Raw genomic sequence first — 20414 nt, 5'->3', positions numbered from 1 at the left:
ACACAGGAATATTCCCGCCCAGTTGGGAAGGAAAACGGAATCATTAATTATTAGCCTTCACTTAATTAAGGTGGGCATAATTAAATTTAGTTCTGGTGTTTTCTAAATTGTGACGTTTATTGAGAATTTTCTTATATTTTAATTTTTTATTTATATAAATGAATGATTATTTAATTTATTTAAAAACAATGCCTTGTGATTTATTTCCTTATGATAAGAAAAAACTATTTTACTTAACCTTCTTTGAGGCTAGGTATTTAATGTTGCATCGATATTGCAATTTACATCCTTATTGCCAGGCCTTTTTATATAAAGTAATGCGTTATCGACATCCACTTTAATTAGTTAATTAAAGTGACGAGGGTACCAATTATAATTATGTTTGGAAATATAAAATAGATTTTACCTCTATTAACCCAATATAAAGTGTGGAAATAAATAGAAGAGATAGAGAGGAAATATAAAGGAGAGATAGAGGGGGAAGTGATGAGGGATATATCGTCTAAATAATGAAGTGGAGCCGGGCTACATCGCCCGGCTAAAAGGACAGCAGATATCTGCTGTCGGTCACCTCAGTTCGAGTGTCTTAATGCGCTACCTTGCTAACAGCGCTTGCCGCAAAGGCTGCTGCGGTGCGTTGTCGTTAACCTTGAAGCGGCTGACCAGCGATTCCATTTTAATCGCCTGTTCATCCAGTAACTGGCTGGCAACGGAAGCCTGAGAAACCAGCGTCGCATTCTGCTGCGTGACCATCTCTAGCTGGCTGAGCGCTTCATTAATTTGCGCGATGCCCAGCGATTGCTCATCGGCGGCGACCGCGATTTCATTCACCAGATCGCGCACTTTACGGGTGCCGGCGACGATATCGTTAATCCCCCGGTTCGATTGGTTCACCAGCTTTGTTCCTTCGCTGACGCTGGCAATGCTGTCGGCGATGAGCGCGCGGATTTTGCCTGCTTCGTCGGCACTGCGCTGCGACAGCTGACGTACTTCCGCCGCGACGACAGAGAACCCGCGGCCATGCTGCCCCGCTCGTGCGGCCTCAACCGCCGCGTTCAGCGCCAGCAGGTTGGTCTGAAAGGCAATCGCATCAATGGCGGAAACCACCGCGTTCACGCGCTGGCTGGCGTCCTGAATTCTTTCCATCGCACCGCTGGCCGATTCGGTAATGGTGCCGACACGATGAGCCTGATCGTCCACCTCGGTGGTCAACTGACGCGCCTGTCCGGCAAAGTCGGCGGTTTGTTTTACCGTAACGGTAATCTCTTCCATGCTGCTGGCGGTTTGTACCAGCGAAGCGGATTGCTCTTCGGTACGCTGCGCCAGATCCTGATTGCCGTTGGCGATCTCGCTGCTGGCTTGTCCGATTGTTTGCGAGCTGCGCTTAATACTCACCACCATATCGGCGATGTTTTCCAGTGAGGCGTTGTACGCCTGATTCAGCTGCGACAGTTCGTCGGTTCCCGGCACGCGCAGGCGGCGCGTAAGATCCCCACCCATCTCGCGAATGGTCGTCAGCGTTTGTTGAAGCTGCTCGTTGATGCTGCGCATGACCATGGAAGCAAGACCGAGTGCCATGAGCAGAGAAACCAGCGCACCGACCAGATAGCTAATCCAGGACTGACGGGCATTGGCGGCTAAGGTATTCACCTGTGCCGTCAGGTCGTTGGTGGCGAGCTGTTCAACCTTTTTCAACTCATCGATTTTTGCCGTTTGTTGGTTAAACCACTGGCTGGCATCGATACCAAAATTGCCGCCAGGAGAAGCGATGGCCTTATTACGCATCTGAAGTGCGCTTTGTGCAGAAGGATTGTTGAGGGCCTGCTCAAAAGCCTTACGCAGCTCGGGATTGGCGAACATATTATAGGCCGTGGTATAGGCCTCTCCTCGGCCAACCATCTGGTTCAGACGTTCGAACATACCGGCAGCAAAGCTATTGGCAGAGAACGTGTTGGAGAGCACGGCGCGTTCAAGTCCGGCCTGCTCTTTGACGTTCAGCAGGTTGTAGTAGGCAGCCAGCCGCTGGGCGATACCGCCATCGCTGACCAGATGAGTCATATCCCCGACGATATTCAGCAGATAGCTGACGGAATCGGAATAGTAGCCGATGGCTTGGGCAACGGGTATCGATATGCTATCGACACTGCGGCGATGCTCTCCGAGCTGTTGCATTTTCTGCGAGACGCGCCCGAGTTCTTCGCTGACGGCATCCCCAAGCTCGGCGCGGCTCAGGTTTGCGGCGGTTTGCTCAAGCACCTGCTGTGCCCGATCGGTGGCTTGCCGCTGCGTGGTAAGCTCCGGGCCAAAATTTTTCCCCTGACTGCCAAAATAGCCTGCGCTCAAGCCGCGCTCACGCTGTAACTGGTGAGCGTACTCGCCTGCATCGCGCGCCAGCGTGATGAGCTTCTCCATACGGATCATTTCATTTTCTGTACTACGGCGTTCCACCACACCCGAAAAACTGAACCAGAGGAGGGCAAGGATGGGCGGGAGAAGGGCAAGAATGAACTTACTACGGATCGAGATGTGATGAAGGGATTTCATAGGTGTGCTCCATAGCCTGCAAGTCGTCCGTTCCTGACATGTGCAGTTTGCAAAAGTAGACAGGGGTTTATTTTAGTTTCGGCCTAATAGGGGAATGGTTTAGCGCTGACCCCATGATTCCCTTAAAAAAACCATGCCTATTTTGCTTACCACCCCATTAATAAGAATATATTGCTTATTATTTAATTGTTTATATCTTTTTCTCTGTTTTTTTTGCGACAAGATCGTTAACTTATACTACATCTAAGGTGGTATGTATTTTTGCCACTGTATCGGTATTTTTACAGTCTAGATGACGGTAAGCAGCATTGTGACGTTAATCAGTGAAATCAGGGTAAGAAAGAAGACAACGATCCTGAATGCATGGCGAGAAGGTTTCATAGCGGCTCCTGATTTGGCGGGCGACAGCGCACCCGCCGGAAGAGGTGAAGAAGGGATCAGAACCACTGGCCGAAGCGGCGAATATAGGCGCGTTTGACCAGTTGAGCGACGGTGCAGTAGCCAATCAGCGTGGCAGCCAGCCACGGGAAATATTCCCACGGCAGCGGCTGTAAACCGACCAGCGGCCCCAGCGGGGAGAACGGCAGATAGATACCCAGCGCCATCACCAGCCCGGTCATCAGCATCACTGGCAACGCAGCTGTACTCTGAATGAACGGGATCTTCTGGGTACGCAGCATGTGGACCACCAGCGTTTGTGATAGCAACCCCTCAACGAACCAGCCTGACTGAAACAGGGCCTGATGCTCAACGCTGTTAGCGGCAAATACGAACCACATCAGCGCGTAGGTGGTGATGTCAAAAATCGATGATGTCGGCCCGATACACAGCATGAAGCGACCGATATTTTTGGCATCCCATTTGCGCGGTTTACGCAGGAATTCCTTATCCATTTTGTCCCACGGCAGCGACAGCTGAGAGATGTCGTACATCAGGTTCTGAATCAGCAGATGGATCGCCAGCATCGGCAGGAACGGAATAAAGGCGCTGGCGACCAGCACTGAAAATACGTTACCGAAGTTGGAGCTGGCGGTCATGTTCAGGTATTTGATGATATTCCCGAACGTCTCGCGCCCTTTGATGACGCCTTCTTCCAGCACCATCAGGTTCTTTTCCAGCAGAATGATATCGGCCGATTCTTTGGCGATATCCGTGCCGGTATCGACAGAAATCCCGATATCCGCATCGCGCAGGGCGGGGGCATCGTTGATACCGTCGCCCAAAAAGCCGACCGTATGGTTATTCCCTTGCAGCGCTTTCAGCACGCGAGATTTTTGTAGCGGCGTCAGTCGGGCAAAAATGGTGCGCTGCTCTACCAGCACGCCGAGCTGTTCATCGCTGAGCGCATCGATAGCGTTGCCTTCCAGCACCTCGCCCGGTTCCAGCCCGACATCGCGGCAGATCTTGCTGGTAATAATCGCGTTATCGCCCGTCAGAACTTTCACCGTCACACCGTTTTCATGCAGGGCGCGAATGGCGGCAGAGGCGCTTTCTTTCGGCGGATCGAGGAACGTCAGCAGGCCGCAAATTGTCAGGTCGCGTTCATCCTCGGCGCTCAGCGGCAGCGTGCTGCCCACCGGACTCAGTTCACGGGTGCCGATCATCAGCACGCGGAATCCTTGCTGGTTGTAGTTCTCCGCCAGCGTTTTCAGCGTACTGCGGCGCTCGTCGTCCAGTTCATACCGCTGCCCGTTTTCACTCACGTGCGTGGCGACAGCCAGCATTTCTTCTACCGCGCCTTTGCAAATCAGGCGTTGCTGGTTGTGTTCATCGGCAACGATGATGGACAGACGGCGGCGAATGAAATCAAACGGTAGCTCATCGATTTTGCGATAGCGACCCAGTGCGGCGATGGCCGGATTATGACGACCAAAATGCATGATGGCCTGATCCATCAGGTTTTTCATGCCGCTCTGGTGCGCGCTGTTGAGCCAGGCGAGCTGGAGTACGCTCGCGTCGACCTGACCCTGCGTATTCAGATGATGTTCAAGGATGATGCGATCCTGCGTCAGCGTGCCGGTTTTGTCGGTGCACAGGACGTCCATCGCGCCAAAGTTCTGAATCGCGTTCAGCCGCTTGACCACCACTTTACGCCGCGCCATGGCAATCGCGCCTTTTGCCAGATTGGAAGAGACAATCATCGGCAGCATTTCCGGCGTCAGGCCGACAGCGACCGCCAGCGCAAACAGGCTAGCCTCCATCCAGTCGCCTTTGGTGAGGCCGTTAATTAGCAGCACGACAGGCACCATTACAATCATAAAGCGGATCAGCAGCCAGCTTACGCTGTTAACGCCGCGATCGAAGGCGGTTTGGGAACGGGTGCCGACAATCGATTTTGCCAACGAGCCAAAGTAGGTGTGGCTACCCGTCGCCACGACGATGGCCGTTGCCGTACCGCTGGAAATGTTGGTTCCCATCAGACAAATGTTGGAGAGCGCCAGCAGATCGCTTTCGCCGCCGCAGCCTGCGGGCTGACAGCCTTTGGCGCTGATATCGCTGAAGACGTCGTATTTTTCGATCGGCAGCGATTCACCGGTCAGGACGGCCTGACTGACGAACAGATCGCGTGATTCCACCAGCCGAACATCCGCTGGCACCATATCGCCGGCGGAAAGCGTCAGAATATCGCCGGGAACCAACTGCTGAAGCGGAATTTCCTGCATGACGGCGGTGGCGCTGGAGTGAGGGCGGCGCAGCACGGTGGCCGTTGTCCGCACCATCGATTTCAGTGCTTCGGCGGCTTTATTGGTTCGAAACTCCTGCCAAAAGCGCAGCAGGCCGCTCAGGCTCACCATCACCAGAATGATGATCACACCAGTGAGCGACGTCTCTTCATTATGGCGCAGCGGTAGCCAGTAATCGGTGAAAAAGCTGATCGCGGCCAGCGCCATCAGTACGTAAATAAACGGGTTATTAAACGCGGCGGCCAACTGCACCAGCGCGTGCGGCGCTTTTTCATGGGCGACGCGGTTTTCGCCATAGGTTTGCTGGCGCTCAATGACGTCATCATGGCTTAAGCCGTGCAGATGCGTATTCAGGTTAGCCAGTGTTTGATCGAGGCTGTTTTGCGCCTCGCGGGCAATCGCAAAGGTGGCCGTGGGGGTCTTACGGGCGCGGCGATACCCCGTTTGCGTGATCATATCGGTCATGATGCTGCTCTCTTAATGTTGCCTGTCCGCCGCGCACGGGCGCGCATCCCGGATAAAGGGACGTAAAGCGGAAAAAAATGAAGGTATTAAGGGAGGTAAACGGCGCAGACGGAGAGAACAGAGAGGTCGGGGAAGAAGACGGTCCTTATTCTAACAGATGCGGTTTACCGGGCCATCGAGGGTGCTCGTCCATGTTGTCTCCTTATCGCCGTGCGGCGAGATGTAAAAATAGTCGTCAGCTGACGAAACCGAGTGCGTAGAAATAGATTGCGCAGAAACCTGATACGCAGAAAACGGGTACGTAAAAACACAGCACGTAGTGTAGTGGTGCAACTATAACCCCGTTTGCCTAAACCAGACGTCAACGTTTGTTCATGAAGCAAACAGGGTGAGTTAGCCGTTATTAGAAACAATAGTTATCAGAAACAAGAGAGCTCAGAAACAAGAGAGCTCAGAAATAGGTGGCTGCCCCGCCGGGTTGCTGGCGGGGCAGAGGAGAATTAATGAATTCTCAGCATGTGATCCTGATTAACTTTGAAGAAACGAACCGCATCACGCAGCTGTGCACCCTGTTCCGTCATGGCATGTGCTGCCGTGGCGGATTGTTCAACCAGCGCGGCGTTCTGCTGAGTGACCCGATCCATTTGTTCTACCGCCACGCTAATTTCTTTGATGCCGATATGCTGCTCGTTGGAGGCCTGAGAAATCTCCGCCACGATATCTGTGACCTTTTTCACCGACAGCACAATCTCCGACATCGCCTGGCTGGCTTTGTCTGCCCGCGCGGAACCGTCGGTAATCTTCTCGACGGTGCCTTCGATCAGCGTTTTGATTTCTTTGGCGGCGTTGGCGCTCTTCTGTGCCAGCGTCCGGACTTCGCCTGCTACGACGGCAAAGCCTTTCCCTTCGCTGCCCGCTCTTGCCGCTTCTACTGCGGCGTTCAGTGCAAGGATATTGGTCTGGAAGGCAATTCCTTCGATCACGGCGATAATATCGACAATCTTCTGCGAACTGTCGGAGATCTCATGCATACGCTTGAGCATGTCGTCCACGATAAGCCCGCCCTGAGAAGCCGTTTCGGAGGTTTGCTGCGCCAGTTGGCTGGCTTCTTTGGCGTTATCCGCATTCTGGCGTACGGTGTGCGTCAGCTGCTGCATATTAGCCGATGCCTGAATCAGCGAAGCCGCCTGCTCTTCGGTACGCTGCGACAGATCGCTGTTGCCCTGAGCAATCTCGTTGGACGCCAGCGAGATGGATTCACTGCCGCTCATGATGGTATGTACGATGCTCATCAACTGCTGGTTCATGTAGTTGATGGAGGCCAGCAGGCTGCTGTTGTCCCCTTGGCGCAGCTGGATTTGCGCCGTCAAATTACCGGAGGCAATCTCCGTCATGATTTCCTGAGCGTAATGCGGGTCGCCGCCGAGCTGGCGCGAAATATTACGTGAGATAACGGTCGCGATAATGGCCGTCGTCAGCAGGGCGAGCAGCAGCAATCCCCAGACATAGTACTGTGACGTCCGATAAGTCGAATCGGCACTGGCAACGATATCTTTTGCCGTCGCCACTTCCATATCTACCAGTCGGGCCAGATCTTTCATTAGCTGACTACGATATTTGGAAGAGCTTGCCCCGCTGATTTTACTCGCTTCAGCCAGATCGCCCCGATTGACGGTATCAACCAGCGTGGCGTTGACCGCGTTAAAGCCGGAGAAATTTTCGCCAATGACCTTAATCAGCGCTTTTTTATCCTCGCTGTTAGCTACGGTTTGGTAGTTCTTAAATGCAGCAAGAAAGGCATCGGCATTTTGCAGTAATTCTTTGCGATGACCTTCGCGCTCTTCAGGCGTTTTGGAGTCGATATATTGTATTTGCTGCAAACGCGTTTCAGACAACGCGCCGCGCATTTCCAGGCTATATCGCACGCCGGGCAGGCTGCTGCTGCTTAATCCATCAATACGGTTATTATTAACGCTAAGCTGAAGTAGTGAAACCACACCTAATAACAACATCATGGCTATCAGGACGGAAAAACCGAGTAATAACTTAGAGAACACTGTGAGTTGGGAAAATTTCATCGTTATTCTTATTGATTATAGAGAGAAGGTAGTAGTGATAACGGCAAAGAAAATAAGATCTTTATAATACCTAATTCGATAAAGAGAGGTTGGTGAATAAACGGAACTTAATAATAATCAGATTCATTATGGCGACACTAAATTCTGTTTATTTTTAAACTGGCAATGGATTATTTTTAAATGAAGGGCGGTTGTTAAGGATTGTTTTAATAAATGTTTTTATTTTTAATGTGAAAGATGGATATTTCACAAATAGGAAAAATAAAATGTGACTGCCATCAATAATCGATAATTATTTATACCCGTCATACTTCAAGTTGCATGTGCGTTGGCTGCGTTCAGTCACCCGAATCACTTACTCAAGTAAGCTCATCGGGATTCCTTCGCTTGCCGCCTTCCTGAAACTTGAATTATTTAGGGTATGTAACTTAAAAATAATAGGTAACGGGATTCATTAATTAAATGACACATTATTTCTTTTTTATAGCTTCAACAATAATGACACAGCGGTAATGTTATTACCGCTACACGATGATGCGTGGTTCAGAGAATGCGTTAGTCCAGATAGAACACCGGTTCCAGCGCATCGCTAACCGGGCTGTTATCAGGGTTGGCGGGCATGACGTCGCTCATGTGTTTCCACCAGCGCTGGCAGACGTCCGTTTGTGCAATCGCTTCCCAGCGTGCTTCGGATTCGACCTCGACATAGCCGAACAGCAGATTGCGCTGCTTATCCAGAAAAATGCTGTAGTGGTGTGCACCGTGATTCTTAAGCACCTCGGCCAGTTCCGGCCAGATAGGATTGTGGCGACGCTGATATTCATCGTGGCTGTCAGGAAAAACTGACATCACAAAAGCCTTACGCAACATGGATGAATCCCCCGTAGTCGTTGGCAGAACGCCACGGCGGTGAGGCCGTGGCGAGTTGAGGCTGAAGGTAATGTTATGCTGAAAGTAGTTTATGCTTAAAATCTGCTACACGCGCAGCGCGGCTTCCATTGGCGTGACGCCGAAACGTTTACCCAACGCGATCAGCTCTTCGGTTGAGATCGTCTGTTTCTTACCGCCCATCGATATCACTTTCACCATCACTTCGGCGGATTTCTCGGCGGTATCGATCAGGCCGAAAGCTTCATCCAGCGTCGGGCCAGTGCCGAAGATACCGTGGAAAGGCCACAGCACCAGCGAATGGCGCTTCATTTGTTCGGAGGTGGCATCGCCAATGGCATCGGTGCCCGGCACCATCCACGGCACAATCCCCACGCCATCCGGGAAGACGACCAGACACTCCGTGCTGCCTTCCCACAGTTCACGGGTGAACTTAGCGGTATCCAGCTCCAGCACATAGCTCAAGGCAATTAGATTGGTCGCGTGGCAGTGCATGATAACGCGGTCGCGTCCGTGAGTGACGCCCATACGGACAATGTGCGACTGGAAATGCGAAGCCAGTTCAGAAGTCGGCAGGCCGCCGTTGGTGAGCCCCCAGAAAATGCGGTAGCCTTTACCGTCGCTATCGACCTGCAACACCACCAGTGAATCTGCCGGATCCAACCGCACGTTGCGGAAGAATTTGCCGGAGCCGGTGACGATAAACCAGCAGTCAGCCAGCGCAGGCATCGGCTGCGAAAGGGCTTCATGACGCGGCTGCGGGTAGAAATCGCTTTCATAAGGCGTCACATCCTCAGCCGTCAGGCGCAGGCTGACGTTACCGCCGTTACGTTCGTCCCAGCCTTTGAGCCACATGTCGCTGGTGGCTTTAATCATTCCCTGTACAAACCAGGAAGAGAGAATTGCTTGCATAATCTTACCCTTGACGTTGAGTGAGGATGGTTTCTTCATACTGACGCACCTGTTGCAGCCATTCGCTGCCCGGGATGACGTCATGACGCTGGCAGTAGTGTTCCCACACGGCCTGCCACGGCAGCGATTTTTGCTCTTCCAGCAGGGCCAGACGCGCGGTGTAATCGCCGTTTTGTTCCAGTGTGCGCAGCGTTTCCGTGGGTTCCAGCAGCGCGCGCAACAGGGCTTTCTTCATATTGCGGGTGCCGATGACCCAGGCGGCGATGCGGTTGATCGAGGCATCAAAGAAATCGAGTCCGATATGCACGCGGTTGAGCAGTTTATGGCGCACAATTTCGTGTGCGATGGCCTGCGTTTCATCATCCAGCAGTACCACATGGTCGCTGTCCCAGCGTACCGGACGGCTGACGTGCAGCAGCAGACGCGGAACGTACAGAATCGCACTGGAGATCTTGTCGGAAATCACTTCGGTCGGGTGGAAGTGTCCGGCATCCAAACAGAGCGCGGTGCCGCGGCTGGCCGCGTAGCCGAGGCAGAATTCGCTGGAGCCGACGGTGAAACTTTCCGCGCCGATCCCGAACAGCTTGCTTTCCACCGCGTCGATATGATGTGCCTGATCGAGCGGCTCGGCGATGACCTCATCCAGTGCGCTGAGCAGCCGCTGGCGGAACGCCAGACGATCGATGGTCAAATCTTTCATACCGTCCGGCACCCAGATGTTCATTACAGACGGCGTGCCGAGCTCGCGTCCGAAGTAGGCGGAAATCCGGCGGCTGGCCTGACAGTGTTCAATCCAGAAGCGGCGTACTTTTTCGTCCGGGTGCGACAGGGTAAAGCCGTCCTCGCTCAACGGATGAGAAAAGCAGGTCGGGTTAAAATCCAGCCCAAGCTGGTGGCGCTTGGCCCATTCAACCCAGGTGCTGAAATGCTCGGGGGCAATCTCGTTGCGGGCGACGGGCTGGGCAGATTCCAGATAGATGGCGTGCAGGTTCAGCCGTTTGGGACCGGGGATCAGCGCAAAGGCCTGTTCCAGATCGGCACGCAGTTCATCCGGCGTGCTCGCTTTGCCGGGGTAGTTGCCGGTGGCCTGAATACCGCCGGTGAGTGGCCCGCCGGTGTTCTCGAATCCGGCCACATCGTCGCCCTGCCAGCAGTGCATTGACACCGGAATCTGGTCGAGCTGTTCCAGCACGGCCTCTACGTCAATATTCATGCTGGCGTAGCGCGCTTTTGCCAGTTGCCAGGCGGTTTCAATTGGTGTGCTCATTGCGTAGTCTCCTTTTTGCCCTGTGGGGCGGTTTCTGGCTGGCTGAGCGCCTGAAAACGACGCCAGTGCCCGGCAAAATCACTCTCCGCACGCGGGGTATAGCGATGCAGAGGGAAGTTATGAGTCAGCATGTGCCGGAATGCGGCAAGGTCGGTGACGGCGTCCAGCGCCATCAGTTGGCAGCCGATATTGCCAAGCGTCGAGGCCTCGACCGGCCCGGCCAGAACCGGAATCTGGCACACATCGGCGCACAGCTGGTTCAGGAAGGCGTTCTGGCTGCCGCCGCCGACAATATGCAACTGGCGGATTGGCGCGTGGCGCAGTTCGCCCAGTTCCAGTACCACCTGTCGGTAGAGCAGCGCGAGGCTGTCGAAGATGCAGCGTGCCAGTTCGGCATCGCTTTGGGGCACGGGCTGGCCGTGCTCACGGCAATAGTCGCGGATCGCCTGATGCATGGACGGCGGATTGATAAAGCGATCGTCATTCGGGTTAATCAGACTGACAAAAGCGGGCAGAGCGGCGGCGGACTGAATCAGCGCGCCTAAATCCTTGATGTCACGCTCCTGACAAACGCGCTGTAGCAGCCACAGCCCCATGATGTTTTTCAGTACCCGATAGGTGCCATCCACGCCACCTTCGTTGGTGATATTGGCGGCCAGCGCCTGCGGGCTGTTAAACGGCGTGTCGCTCTCGATACCCATTAGTGACCAGGTGCCGGAACTGAGGTAGGCGCTGTCGCGGCTCAGCAACGGTGCGCCGACCACCGCGCTGGCGGTGTCGTGCGTGGCGACAGCGGTGACGGGAATCTGCTGTCCGCTTGGCGCTGTCCAGTTCCCTACAGCGTGTCCCGGCTGCACCGGATCGCTCAACCAGCGGCGCGGGATGCCCAGATAGTCCAGCAGTTCGCTGTCCCAGGTTTTCTGCTCCAGATTAAGCAGTTGGGTCGTGCTGGCATTGGTGTATTCGCAGACCAGACTTCCGGTGAGACGATAGTGAAAATAGTCGGGAATCATCAGTAGGTGTGCCACCTGATTCAGATCGTCAGATGATGTGTCACACAGTGCTTTAAGCTGGTACAGCGTATTAAACGGCAGGAACTGAATGCCGGTGCGCTGATAGATCGCCTCACGCCCCAGCTCGGCGGTGACGGTAGCCATCACGCCGTCGGTGCGGTGGTCGCGATAGGAATAGGGTAGGCCAACACGCTGCCCGTCCTTATCCAGCAGCACATAGTCCACGCCCCAGCTGTCTATCCCGATGCTATCGGGGGTGATACCCATGGCATCGATTTGGTGTAATCCGGTGAGGATGTCGCCTTCCAGCGCGGCCAGATCCCACTGGTGATGGTTGTCCTGAAACACCAGCGTATTGCTGAAACGGTGAATTTCTTTCAGCGTCAGATGCTGCGTTGCGGTGTGCAAGGTTGCCAGCATGACCCGACCACTGGATGCACCTAAATCCACCGCCACGATATTCTTCACCGCCATAGCCGCACTCCTTACTTGTTGGATGTGTTGCAGTGTAAGGAGCGGTAACAGAAGACACCTTCCTATGAGTGCCATCTACAACAGGCGGCTGGCAAAATGACAAAGCTGACCGTGAAAGGGCTCACAATCTGGGAAATTATTCAGGGAATAACCATGAAAAAATCAGGGAAAAAGCGGTGTGATCCTTGCCACACTTCAATCAATTAGGCGGTGCGATCTTAAAAAAAGAGCAGTCAGATGGCGTGTGGGCGACGGTATTTGAAGGCCGGTTTTGTGGCTTCTGACTACCCTTTTTCAAAGGCTGCACTTTTGCCAGAGGCTGAATGGAGAACTGAAATGACGTTACTTCGTGGTGATGATTTTTTTACTTCGCGTGCCGTAACGGTTGCGGTGGAGCCGCGTACCCCACAAGCGGCGTTTCCTGAGCATTATCATGATTTCTGGGAAATCGTGCTGGTGGAGCAGGGTGCTGGCGTCCATGTGTTTAACGATCAGCCCTACGCTCTGTGCAGCGGTTCGGTATTCTTCGTTCGCGATAACGATCGGCATCTGTTTGAAGATGTCGAAGGGCTGTGCCTGACCAACATGCTGTACCGCTCGCCGCGCGGATTCCGCTTCCTTTCCGATATCGCTGCCTTTTTACCGTATGGCCCGAACGGCGAGTGGCAAGGGCAATGGCAGGTGAATGCGGCGGGGATGCAGCAGTTGAAACAGTCGATGAACAGTCTGGCGGAGCTGGCGCAGAGCGATGCACCGGAAGCGATTGCCGCCAGCGAGAGCCTGTTTCTGCACATTCTGGTACAACTGCGCCAACACTGTTTCCAGACGCAGGCCAACGGCTCCGAGCGTCAGGGGGTACAGGCGTTGCTGGGTTGGCTGCAAAACAACTACAGCGAAGAGGTAAACTGGGGCAGTCTGGCCGATCAGTTCTCGCTGCCGCTGCGAACGCTGCACCGTCAGCTCAAACAACACACCGGTATGACGCCACAACGCTATCTGAATCGGTTAAGATTACTGGAGGCTCGTCGGCGGTTGCAGCAGAGTGATGATTCCATCACCACTATTGCGCACGCCTGTGGATTTAGCGACAGCAATCACTTCTCGACGCAATTCCGCAAGGCATTCTCGCAGGCACCTAAGTCACTGCGCCATCAGGCGTTTTCTCGTGAAGAGTAGGTAACGGCAACTGCGGGTGAGGGAATGACGACAGTAATACGGGGTTTGAAATTACAGACTGAAGACTATTTCCTCACCGACAAGAATGCCGTGATGGTTGCCGAACGGCATCCACAGCCTGTGTTTCCGCTACACCATCATGATTTCGACGAACTGGTGATTGTCTGGCGTGGCAATGGCCTGCACCTCTGGAATGATGTGCCTTACCGCATTACTCGCGGCGATATGTTCTATGTCTCCGCGAACGATCGCCACAGCTATGAATCCGTCCACGGGCTCGAACTGGACAACATTCTCTATATTCGCAATCGCCTGACGCTATCTGCCGACTGGCAAGCGTTACTGCCGGGCGGGGAGCTGCCACAAAGCCAGCGCCACTGGTGTTTAGGCTCGGAAGGCATGGATACCCTCCGCGAGAAGGTGGATGCGTTGAGGCAGGAGTGTATGAAGTCGGATGCGCTGTCGCTGCAACTGAGTGAAGCGCTGCTGCTGCAGATTGCGCTGCTGGCGGCGCGCTATCGCCACACGCCGGATAGCCCACAGCTGGCCGATGCGCATCAGTTGGATATGTTGATGAATGCGCTGCGTGCCAGTATCGCAGCACCGTTCCGCTTTGAAGCCTTTTGCGAACAGCACCACTTCAGCGCCCGCAGCTTGCGTTCGCGCTTTAAAGAACAAACCGGCATGAGCGTGCCGCACTACCTGCGCCAGCTGCGGCTATGCAAGGCGATGGAGCTGCTGCGTTATGACCTGCAAACCATCGGCGACGTTGCCGCGTTGTGCGGTTTTGAAGACAGCAACTACTTCTCTGTGGTGTTCCATCAGGCGTTCGGCGTTTCACCCAGCGCCTACCGCCAGCGCTTCCTGAATGTGGAGTGACACCCGCATCATTCAGGGTTAATATCATTGGTGACACCAGTGATATTAATCGGAGCACATCATGGCTGACACGCCACGCCAAACCACGACGCTGCGCATCGATCAGGACATTAAAGAACGACTGAAAACGTTGGCCGATGACCGCCATAGCTCAGCCCATGCGCTAATGCTGGAAGCCATCACCGAATACGTGAAGCGTGAAGAAAAACGCAGTCAGTACCGTAAAGAGGCGCTGGCCGCGTGGGAGGAATACCAGAGCACTGGCGAGCACATCACCGCCGATGAGACGGTCACCTGGTTAGAATCCTGGGGTTCTGGGAGTGAACAGGATGCGCCTGCATGCCACAAGTGATTGTTTCAGAACGCGCAAGACGTGATTTGCAGCGTCTGCAGGATTTTCTAAAAAACAAAAATGCGCTGGCTGCGAAAAAGGCCGCTGAAGTTTTGATTCGGGGCATTCGTCAGTTAGAAGCGCTGCCGAATATCGGGCGACCCGTTGAACATCTCCCTCTTGAATATCAGGAACTGGTGATCGAATTCGGCAGCAGCGGGTACGTGATGCTTTACCGCCATGATGAACTGACTGACAGAGTAGTGATCCTGACCGTCAAGCATCAAAAAGAAGCCGGTTACCAAAACCCTTAATCCTGTCCTCTGAGATTACCCATTCGCCAAATTCAGCGTGCCACTACACGCCAACAGCGCTACTCCGCCACCGTTGAAAGCAGCAGGCGCGTGTAAGGGTGCTGCGGCTGATTGAAGATCTGCTCGACCGGCCCCGTTTCTACGATATCCCCGTCTTTCATGACCGCGATGCGATGGCTCATATGCTGTACCACGCCTAGATCGTGGGAGATGAACAGCATCGTCAGCCCCAGTTGGCGTTGCAACGCCACTAGCAAATCCAGCACCTGCGCCTGTGTGGTGACGTCCAGCGCCGAGACCGGTTCGTCGCAGATCAGAATCTCGGGTTCTGAAGCCAGCGCCTGTGCGATCGAGACGCGCTGGCGTTGCCCGCCAGACAGCGCTCTGGGACGACGGCTCAGCAAGTCGGGCGTCAAGCCGACATACTCCAGTAGTGTCAGAATGCGCCGCTGTTTCTCATCATCGCTCAAATCGCGACGCAGGCGCAGCGGCTGGTTCAGGATCTGGGCGACGGTAAATTGTGGATCGAACGAACTGAGCGGATCCTGCGTGATCGTCTGAATGCGTGCGCGCAGCGGTCGGCGCTCGCGTTCCGTTAACGTGCTCCAGGCATTGTCCGCGAGTCGGACTTCACCGCTGTCCGGCTTTTGCAGCGCCAGAATGACTTTGCCCAGCGTGGTTTTCCCCGAACCGGATTCCCCAACGATGCCCAACGTTTCGCCGCGCTTGATCTGGAGAGAAACCTGATTGACGGCCTGCATCCGACTGCCGTCAGGGCGCTTGAACGACACCGCAATCCGATCCGCCGTGAGTGCAATGGCGTCGCCGGTGTTGGTGTGATTGGCTGCCAAAGAAGCGGGTGACGGTGCAATGCCGCTCTGTAAAGGGTCAGCACCAGCCAGCCACTTTCCACGGGTAGACGCGGTCGGGATCGCCGCCAGCAGCTTGCGGGTGTAGGGATGCGTCGGCGCGGACAGGATCTGCTTCGCCTCACCGCCTTCTACCAGCGCTCCTTGCTGCATCACGATGACGCGATCCGCTACCTCTGCGACAACGGCGAGATCGTGGGTGATCAGTAAAACGCCGTGCCCAGCCTGCGCTAATGCGGTGAAGACTTTCAGCACCTGCTTTTGCACCGTGGCGTCCAGCGCGGTGGTGGGTTCATCAGCAATCAGCAGCTGTGGGCCCGCCGCCAACGCGGAAGCGATAAGCGCACGCTGACGTAGCCCGCCGGACAGTTCATGCGGATACTGCGCTGCGCGATTCTCTGGATCGGGAATGCCCGCCTTCGTCAGGAGTTCGGCGACGCGTGCGGGAATCTGCTGGCGAGGCAACAGGCGATGGGTCAGAATCGGTTCGGCGACTTCCTGCCCGATCTTGCGCAGCGGATCGAGAGACACCAGCGCATCCTGCAAAACAAAGCCGATTTCACGGCCACGAATCGCCCGCCAGTCGCGGTCGGTCAGATAGCGTAAATCACACAGGCTACCATCATGGCGCGTGAGCTCAATCGCGTTTGCCTGTACGTCAACGTTTTCACCGGCCAGACCCACCAGCGTGCGGGCGGTGACGGATTTCCCCGAACCCGATTCGCCGACCAGCGCCAGAATTTCTCCGGCATTCACCTGAAAAGAAAGGTTTTTAACCGAACGAACGGGGCCGAAAGGACTGGGAAATGTGACGCTCAGGCCGTCTACGCGCAGCAGCGGCGTTTTTGCGGACGTTTCTGAAGATGAATGAGAGGGGTGAGAATGTGTGTTCAGGCTCATCGTGCCTCTCCTTTTGCCAAAATGGCTTGTAAACGACGTCCCAGCAGCGTGATGGAAATCACCGACAGCGCGACGACACTGGCGGGCAGCAGGCTGACCCACGGTGCGATATCAAGGAAGTTGCGTCCGTCAGCCAGTAGCGCGCCCCATTCGGCGGTCGGTGGGACGACGCCCAATCCGAGAAAGCTCAGCGCCGAGGCGGACAGCACCGCGTGGCCGACGCCAATGGTGGCGACAATCAGCAGCGGGCGCAGCGTATTGGGAATGATGTGGCGGAAGACGATATACAGCGGGTGTTCACCCAACGCAATCGCATGTTCAACGTAGCCGGATAGCCTGACTTGCAGTACCTGAGAACGAATCAAACGCGCATAGCCAGCAATCCCCGCCAGACCAACGGCCAGCATAGTGTTTTCCGGTCCGCGTCCCAGGACGGCGATCACCAGCAACGCCAACAGCAGATCGGGAAACGCCAGCATGATGTCCAGCAGACGTACCAGAACCTGCCGGATGCGCAGCGGTGCGAGCACCGACAGCGTGCCAAACAGCACGCCGCCGAAGCAGGCGATCAGCATCGCGCCGACGCCAATCCCCAGCGACAGCGAGGTGCCGTGAACGATGCGGGAAAAAATGTCACGTCCCAGCTGATCGGTGCCGAACCAGTAAGTGCTATTCGGCGACTGGAATACCGCGCCCATATCCATTTCGTCGGCGGTACGGCTGGTAAATAGCGAGGGGAAAAAGACCGCCAGCGCCAGCAGGAAAACGATAGCCGCAGGCAGCAACGTCGGCGTGCTCAGCCACGGGCTGCGATAGGTTTTTCTTGAGGGTGTCTGCGTGAAGGGCATCGGTTCACTACTCATGGGCGCTCGCCTTCTTGCGTAAGCGGGGATCGATAATGAGGTACAGCGCATCTACCAGCAGGTTGATAACGACGAACAGGAACGCGGACAGCATGACGACGCCCAGCACCAGCGGCATGTCGCGGTTTTCAATCGCGCTCAGCGTGACCTGCCCGATACCCGCGCGGCCAAAGACGGTTTCGGTCAGCACGGAGCCGCCGAGTACGCTTGCCAGCAGCGTGCCGGTCAGCGTTGAGGCGGCCAGCGCCGCATGGCGTAAACCGTGGCGGAAGCGTAGCCGAATTTCACTGACGCCGCGCGTGCGCACGGTGAGCGAGAACGGCTGGGAGAGTGCATCTTCCAGACCGTCGCGCAGCACCTGACTCAAAATAGCGGCAATCGGTAGGCTCAGCGTGATGACTGGCAGCACTAGCGACATGACGCCATCGTTACCCGTGACCGGAAACCATTGCAGACGAAAGCTGAACAGGCTTAGCAGAACGATACCAATCCAGTAGACCGGCGTGCTAAGCAGCGTGAGTTCCAGCCAGGACACACTGGTACGCATTACACCATAGCGACCTGCGGTCAGCAGTGCGCTGGTGATGGCAAGGAGCAGCGCCAGAATCAGGCCGCCGAGCGCCAGCGGTAGCGTTTCATGCATCGCATCGCTAATCACGCTGCCGACTGGCAGGCGATAAAGATAGCTGACACCAAAATCACCCTGTAGCGCCTGTCCGCAGTAGCGCAGATATTGCACCCACAGCGGCTGGTCGAGTCCAAATTGTTTGATGAGCACGGCGCGATAGGCTTCATCCACCACGTTATCGCCGCCGCTAAGAATGGCGACCGGATCGCCGGGGATCAGTTTGACAGCAATAAACGTCAATGTGGCTGCGCCCCAGAGCACAGCCAGAATAGTGAAAAGACGTTTACCTATCGCGTACAGATTAACGTTTAATCCAGACATCATAGAAGTTCGGTTTTGCGTTGGTGGCCCAGCTTATGCCCTGTACCTGTTTGGACAGGCCGAGTTGGTAGGCAGGAATATACAGCGGAACAACATACGCCTGATCGATGACCTCACGCTGTATTTCGCTATAGAGCTGTTTACGTTCTGCTTCGCCCGCGCCGATGGCTTTTCTCAGCTTGTCATTCAGCACGCTGATACGCGTAAAGTTGTTGCCGTTCGGTGGTGCATAGGCTGAATCGAAGACGGTACGCAGAATATCCGGCTCTGCACGCACGAAGAAGTTAGAAGCGATATCGTACTCGTTGGCATTGGTGCGCGTGGTGAATTCACCCGCATCAACCGGCGTCAGTTTGACTTCGAAGCCTGCCTGCTTCACCTGATATTGCACCGCCTGGAACAGCGCGACATCCGCAGCTTCAACGTTGGTTGAGGCGTAAACGAAGCTGACGCTCAGGCGTTGGCCATCTTTGGTTCGGAAGCCTTCGCCGTCTTTCTGTTTCCAGCCTGAGTTATCCAGCAGTTCGTTGGCTTTTTTCACATCAAAGCCCCAGCGGGATGCAACGCTCGGATCGTAGTACAGCGTGGCCGGGCCGAGCACGTTATCGGCGGCTTTCAGCGTACCGAAGAAGGCGACTTTCACCGCCGCGTTGGTATCCACTGCACTCTGGAATGCCTTACGCACCGCGACATCCTGGAAAGGGCCTTTGGTGGTGTTGAGATAGAGTACACGGTTAACGCCCGGGTTCTCATAGGTGATCACTTCCAGCTTCGGATTGCGCTTCACCGTCGGGAAATTAGCCGGTGGTACGGCGTCAATCGCCTGAATCTGACCGCTGCTCAGTGCGCCGAGGCGAACCGACGCTTCCGGCAGATATTTGAACACCAGACCGTCCAGATAGGCTGGTCCCGTGTGCTTGGCATAACCCGGTCCCCAGTTGTAATCAGGACGCTTCGTCAGCTTGCTGCCGCTGCCTTTCACAAAGGAATCGAGAATAAACGGACCGGAACCCACCACGGTGGTGCTAGTGTTTGGTGTTTTCTTCAGGTAAGTCGGTGATTGAATGCCCAGATACGGCAGGCTCAGGCCTTGTAACAGCGCCGCAAACGGTGAGCTGTAGTGGAGCACAATCGTATAATCATCCGGCGTTGAGATCTTATCGATAGGACCTAACAACGATTTTGCGTAGCTGGAGGTGGTTTTCGGATCGAGAATACGTTCGATGTTGTATTTCACCGCTTCCGCATCCAGCTTGGTGCCGTCGCTGAACGTCACGTCCTTGCGCAGGTGGAAGGTGTACTCGGTGTTGTTGTCGTTAATTTTCCAGCTTTCCGCCAGCCAGGGCGTAAAGCGGTTATCTTCCGCCTGTCCTACCAGTGAATCCACCACGTTACGCGCAATCAGCGCGGTAACGCCGTAGGCCGTAATGTGTGGGTCGATAATCGGCGTATCGCTGCCCAATCCAACATTCAGAATACCGCCAGACACCGGTTTTTCTCCGGTTTCCGCCGCGTACGCGCCGGGGTTGAATGCAAACAGTAACGAGAGTAACCCTGCGGCGAGAGTCGTAACTTGCGGATGATTTTTTTCCATTCCCTGTGTCCCTTACCAATGACATGAGGCCATACACGGCGGTCTTTTCGCTACTCTAAAGGGTGGCCTTATGCATGTAAAAGAATAAAAATTGATTTTCAATTCCATAAAAATATATATGCGAAAGGTTGTTACGCCTCTGCGACAGGGGGGATTGCCTATCGCTACACGGGCGTGAGGAACATCAGCGCCCGGATTGGTTCGGCATTGATTA

Annotated in this window: 15 protein-coding genes; 4 read left to right on the top strand and 11 right to left on the bottom strand. The window is 54.9% G+C overall.

Going from position 1 to position 20414, the window contains the following annotated elements; translation table 11 throughout:
* Positions 1–594 precede the first annotated feature (594 nt).
* The 7 genes from MYB54_RS19305 to rhaB form a co-directional block, all read right to left on the bottom strand.
* Positions 595–2544 (bottom strand): methyl-accepting chemotaxis protein, encoded by a 1950-nt coding sequence (locus tag MYB54_RS19305; RefSeq protein ID WP_248721231.1) that lies wholly within the window; start codon positions 2542–2544, stop codon positions 595–597.
* A 437-nt stretch (positions 2545–2981) separates the two neighbouring features.
* On the bottom strand, positions 2982–5693 hold the full coding sequence (gene mgtA, locus MYB54_RS19300; RefSeq protein WP_248721230.1) for a magnesium-translocating P-type ATPase: 2712 nt from the start codon (positions 5691–5693) through the stop codon (positions 2982–2984).
* A gap of 500 nt (positions 5694–6193) precedes the next feature.
* Positions 6194–7771: a methyl-accepting chemotaxis protein gene (locus tag MYB54_RS19295; RefSeq protein ID WP_248721229.1), complete on the bottom strand. Its 1578-nt coding sequence runs from the start codon at positions 7769–7771 to the stop codon at positions 6194–6196.
* 555 nt (positions 7772–8326) lie between these two features.
* Positions 8327–8641, bottom strand: coding sequence for an L-rhamnose mutarotase (gene rhaM, locus MYB54_RS19290; RefSeq protein WP_010285280.1), 315 nt, complete (start codon positions 8639–8641; stop codon positions 8327–8329).
* 105 nt (positions 8642–8746) lie between these two features.
* A complete protein-coding gene (rhaD, locus tag MYB54_RS19285; RefSeq protein ID WP_248721985.1) occupies positions 8747–9571 on the bottom strand; it encodes a rhamnulose-1-phosphate aldolase in 825 nt (274 codons plus the stop codon).
* Positions 9572–9575: 4 nt separating this feature from the next.
* Positions 9576–10838, bottom strand: a complete 1263-nt coding sequence (locus MYB54_RS19280; protein WP_248721228.1) for an L-rhamnose isomerase — start codon at positions 10836–10838, stop codon at positions 9576–9578.
* On the bottom strand, positions 10835–12325 hold the full coding sequence (gene rhaB / locus MYB54_RS19275) for a rhamnulokinase (RefSeq protein ID WP_248721227.1): 1491 nt from the start codon (positions 12323–12325) through the stop codon (positions 10835–10837). The genes MYB54_RS19280 and rhaB overlap by 4 nt, the downstream gene beginning before the upstream one ends.
* A gap of 336 nt (positions 12326–12661) precedes the next feature.
* Here rhaB and rhaS point away from each other — a divergent pair, with 336 nt between their 5' ends.
* The 4 genes from rhaS (at position 12662) to MYB54_RS19255 (ending at position 15025) form a co-directional block, all read left to right on the top strand.
* Positions 12662–13501: an HTH-type transcriptional activator RhaS gene (gene rhaS, locus MYB54_RS19270; protein ID WP_014913998.1), complete on the top strand. Its 840-nt coding sequence runs from the start codon at positions 12662–12664 to the stop codon at positions 13499–13501.
* 24 nt (positions 13502–13525) lie between these two features.
* Positions 13526–14380 carry a helix-turn-helix domain-containing protein gene (locus MYB54_RS19265; RefSeq protein WP_039279287.1) on the top strand — a complete coding sequence of 285 codons (855 nt, stop codon included), beginning with the start codon at positions 13526–13528 and terminating at the stop codon, positions 14378–14380.
* Between the two features lie 61 nt (positions 14381–14441).
* Positions 14442–14732: a CopG family ribbon-helix-helix protein gene (locus MYB54_RS19260; protein WP_248721226.1), complete on the top strand. Its 291-nt coding sequence runs from the start codon at positions 14442–14444 to the stop codon at positions 14730–14732.
* On the top strand, positions 14720–15025 hold the full coding sequence (locus MYB54_RS19255) for a type II toxin-antitoxin system RelE/ParE family toxin (RefSeq protein ID WP_012822278.1): 306 nt from the start codon (positions 14720–14722) through the stop codon (positions 15023–15025). The genes MYB54_RS19260 and MYB54_RS19255 overlap by 13 nt, the downstream gene beginning before the upstream one ends.
* Before the next feature lie 59 nt (positions 15026–15084).
* Here the strand turns inward: MYB54_RS19255 and MYB54_RS19250 are convergent, their stop codons facing one another.
* From MYB54_RS19250 to MYB54_RS19235, 4 genes are read right to left on the bottom strand one after another with little or no spacing between them, the layout of a single operon-like run.
* Positions 15085–16794 (bottom strand): dipeptide ABC transporter ATP-binding protein, encoded by a 1710-nt coding sequence (locus MYB54_RS19250; protein WP_248721225.1) that lies wholly within the window; start codon positions 16792–16794, stop codon positions 15085–15087.
* Complete coding sequence (locus MYB54_RS19245; RefSeq protein WP_248721224.1) at positions 16791–17657, bottom strand: ABC transporter permease; 867 nt, start codon at positions 17655–17657, stop codon at positions 16791–16793. The genes MYB54_RS19250 and MYB54_RS19245 overlap by 4 nt, the downstream gene beginning before the upstream one ends.
* Positions 17650–18609 (bottom strand): ABC transporter permease, encoded by a 960-nt coding sequence (locus tag MYB54_RS19240; protein WP_043901801.1) that lies wholly within the window; start codon positions 18607–18609, stop codon positions 17650–17652. The genes MYB54_RS19245 and MYB54_RS19240 overlap by 8 nt, the downstream gene beginning before the upstream one ends.
* Positions 18587–20200 (bottom strand): ABC transporter substrate-binding protein, encoded by a 1614-nt coding sequence (locus MYB54_RS19235; RefSeq protein ID WP_248721223.1) that lies wholly within the window; start codon positions 20198–20200, stop codon positions 18587–18589. The genes MYB54_RS19240 and MYB54_RS19235 overlap by 23 nt, the downstream gene beginning before the upstream one ends.
* Positions 20201–20414: the final 214 nt, after the last annotated feature.

Source organism: Pectobacterium nicotianae (genome assembly GCF_023272715.1).
Taxonomy (GTDB): Bacteria; Pseudomonadota; Gammaproteobacteria; order Enterobacterales; family Enterobacteriaceae; genus Pectobacterium; species Pectobacterium brasiliense.
Note: the sequence above shows the minus strand (reverse complement) of the source record. Positions and strands in the feature narration are given on the sequence as shown.

Excerpts from the sequence above, each read along its gene's own strand:
- MYB54_RS19305 (WP_248721231.1), bottom strand. The coding sequence starts at position 2,544 with ATGAAATCCCTTCATCACATCTCGATCCGTAGTAAGTTCATTCTTGCC.
- mgtA (WP_248721230.1), bottom strand. The coding sequence starts at position 5,693 with ATGACCGATATGATCACGCAAACGGGGTATCGCCGCGCCCGTAAGACC.
- MYB54_RS19295 (WP_248721229.1), bottom strand. The coding sequence starts at position 7,771 with ATGAAATTTTCCCAACTCACAGTGTTCTCTAAGTTATTACTCGGTTTT.
- rhaM (WP_010285280.1), bottom strand. The coding sequence starts at position 8,641 with ATGTTGCGTAAGGCTTTTGTGATGTCAGTTTTTCCTGACAGCCACGAT.
- rhaD (WP_248721985.1), bottom strand. The coding sequence starts at position 9,571 with ATGCAAGCAATTCTCTCTTCCTGGTTTGTACAGGGAATGATTAAAGCC.
- MYB54_RS19280 (WP_248721228.1), bottom strand. The coding sequence starts at position 10,838 with ATGAGCACACCAATTGAAACCGCCTGGCAACTGGCAAAAGCGCGCTAC.
- rhaB (WP_248721227.1), bottom strand. The coding sequence starts at position 12,325 with ATGGCGGTGAAGAATATCGTGGCGGTGGATTTAGGTGCATCCAGTGGT.
- rhaS (WP_014913998.1), top strand. The coding sequence starts at position 12,662 with ATGACGTTACTTCGTGGTGATGATTTTTTTACTTCGCGTGCCGTAACG.
- MYB54_RS19265 (WP_039279287.1), top strand. The coding sequence starts at position 13,526 with ATGACGACAGTAATACGGGGTTTGAAATTACAGACTGAAGACTATTTC.
- MYB54_RS19260 (WP_248721226.1), top strand. The coding sequence starts at position 14,442 with ATGGCTGACACGCCACGCCAAACCACGACGCTGCGCATCGATCAGGAC.
- MYB54_RS19255 (WP_012822278.1), top strand. The coding sequence starts at position 14,720 with ATGCCACAAGTGATTGTTTCAGAACGCGCAAGACGTGATTTGCAGCGT.
- MYB54_RS19250 (WP_248721225.1), bottom strand. The coding sequence starts at position 16,794 with ATGAGCCTGAACACACATTCTCACCCCTCTCATTCATCTTCAGAAACG.
- MYB54_RS19245 (WP_248721224.1), bottom strand. The coding sequence starts at position 17,657 with ATGAGTAGTGAACCGATGCCCTTCACGCAGACACCCTCAAGAAAAACC.
- MYB54_RS19240 (WP_043901801.1), bottom strand. The coding sequence starts at position 18,609 with ATGATGTCTGGATTAAACGTTAATCTGTACGCGATAGGTAAACGTCTT.
- MYB54_RS19235 (WP_248721223.1), bottom strand. The coding sequence starts at position 20,200 with ATGGAAAAAAATCATCCGCAAGTTACGACTCTCGCCGCAGGGTTACTC.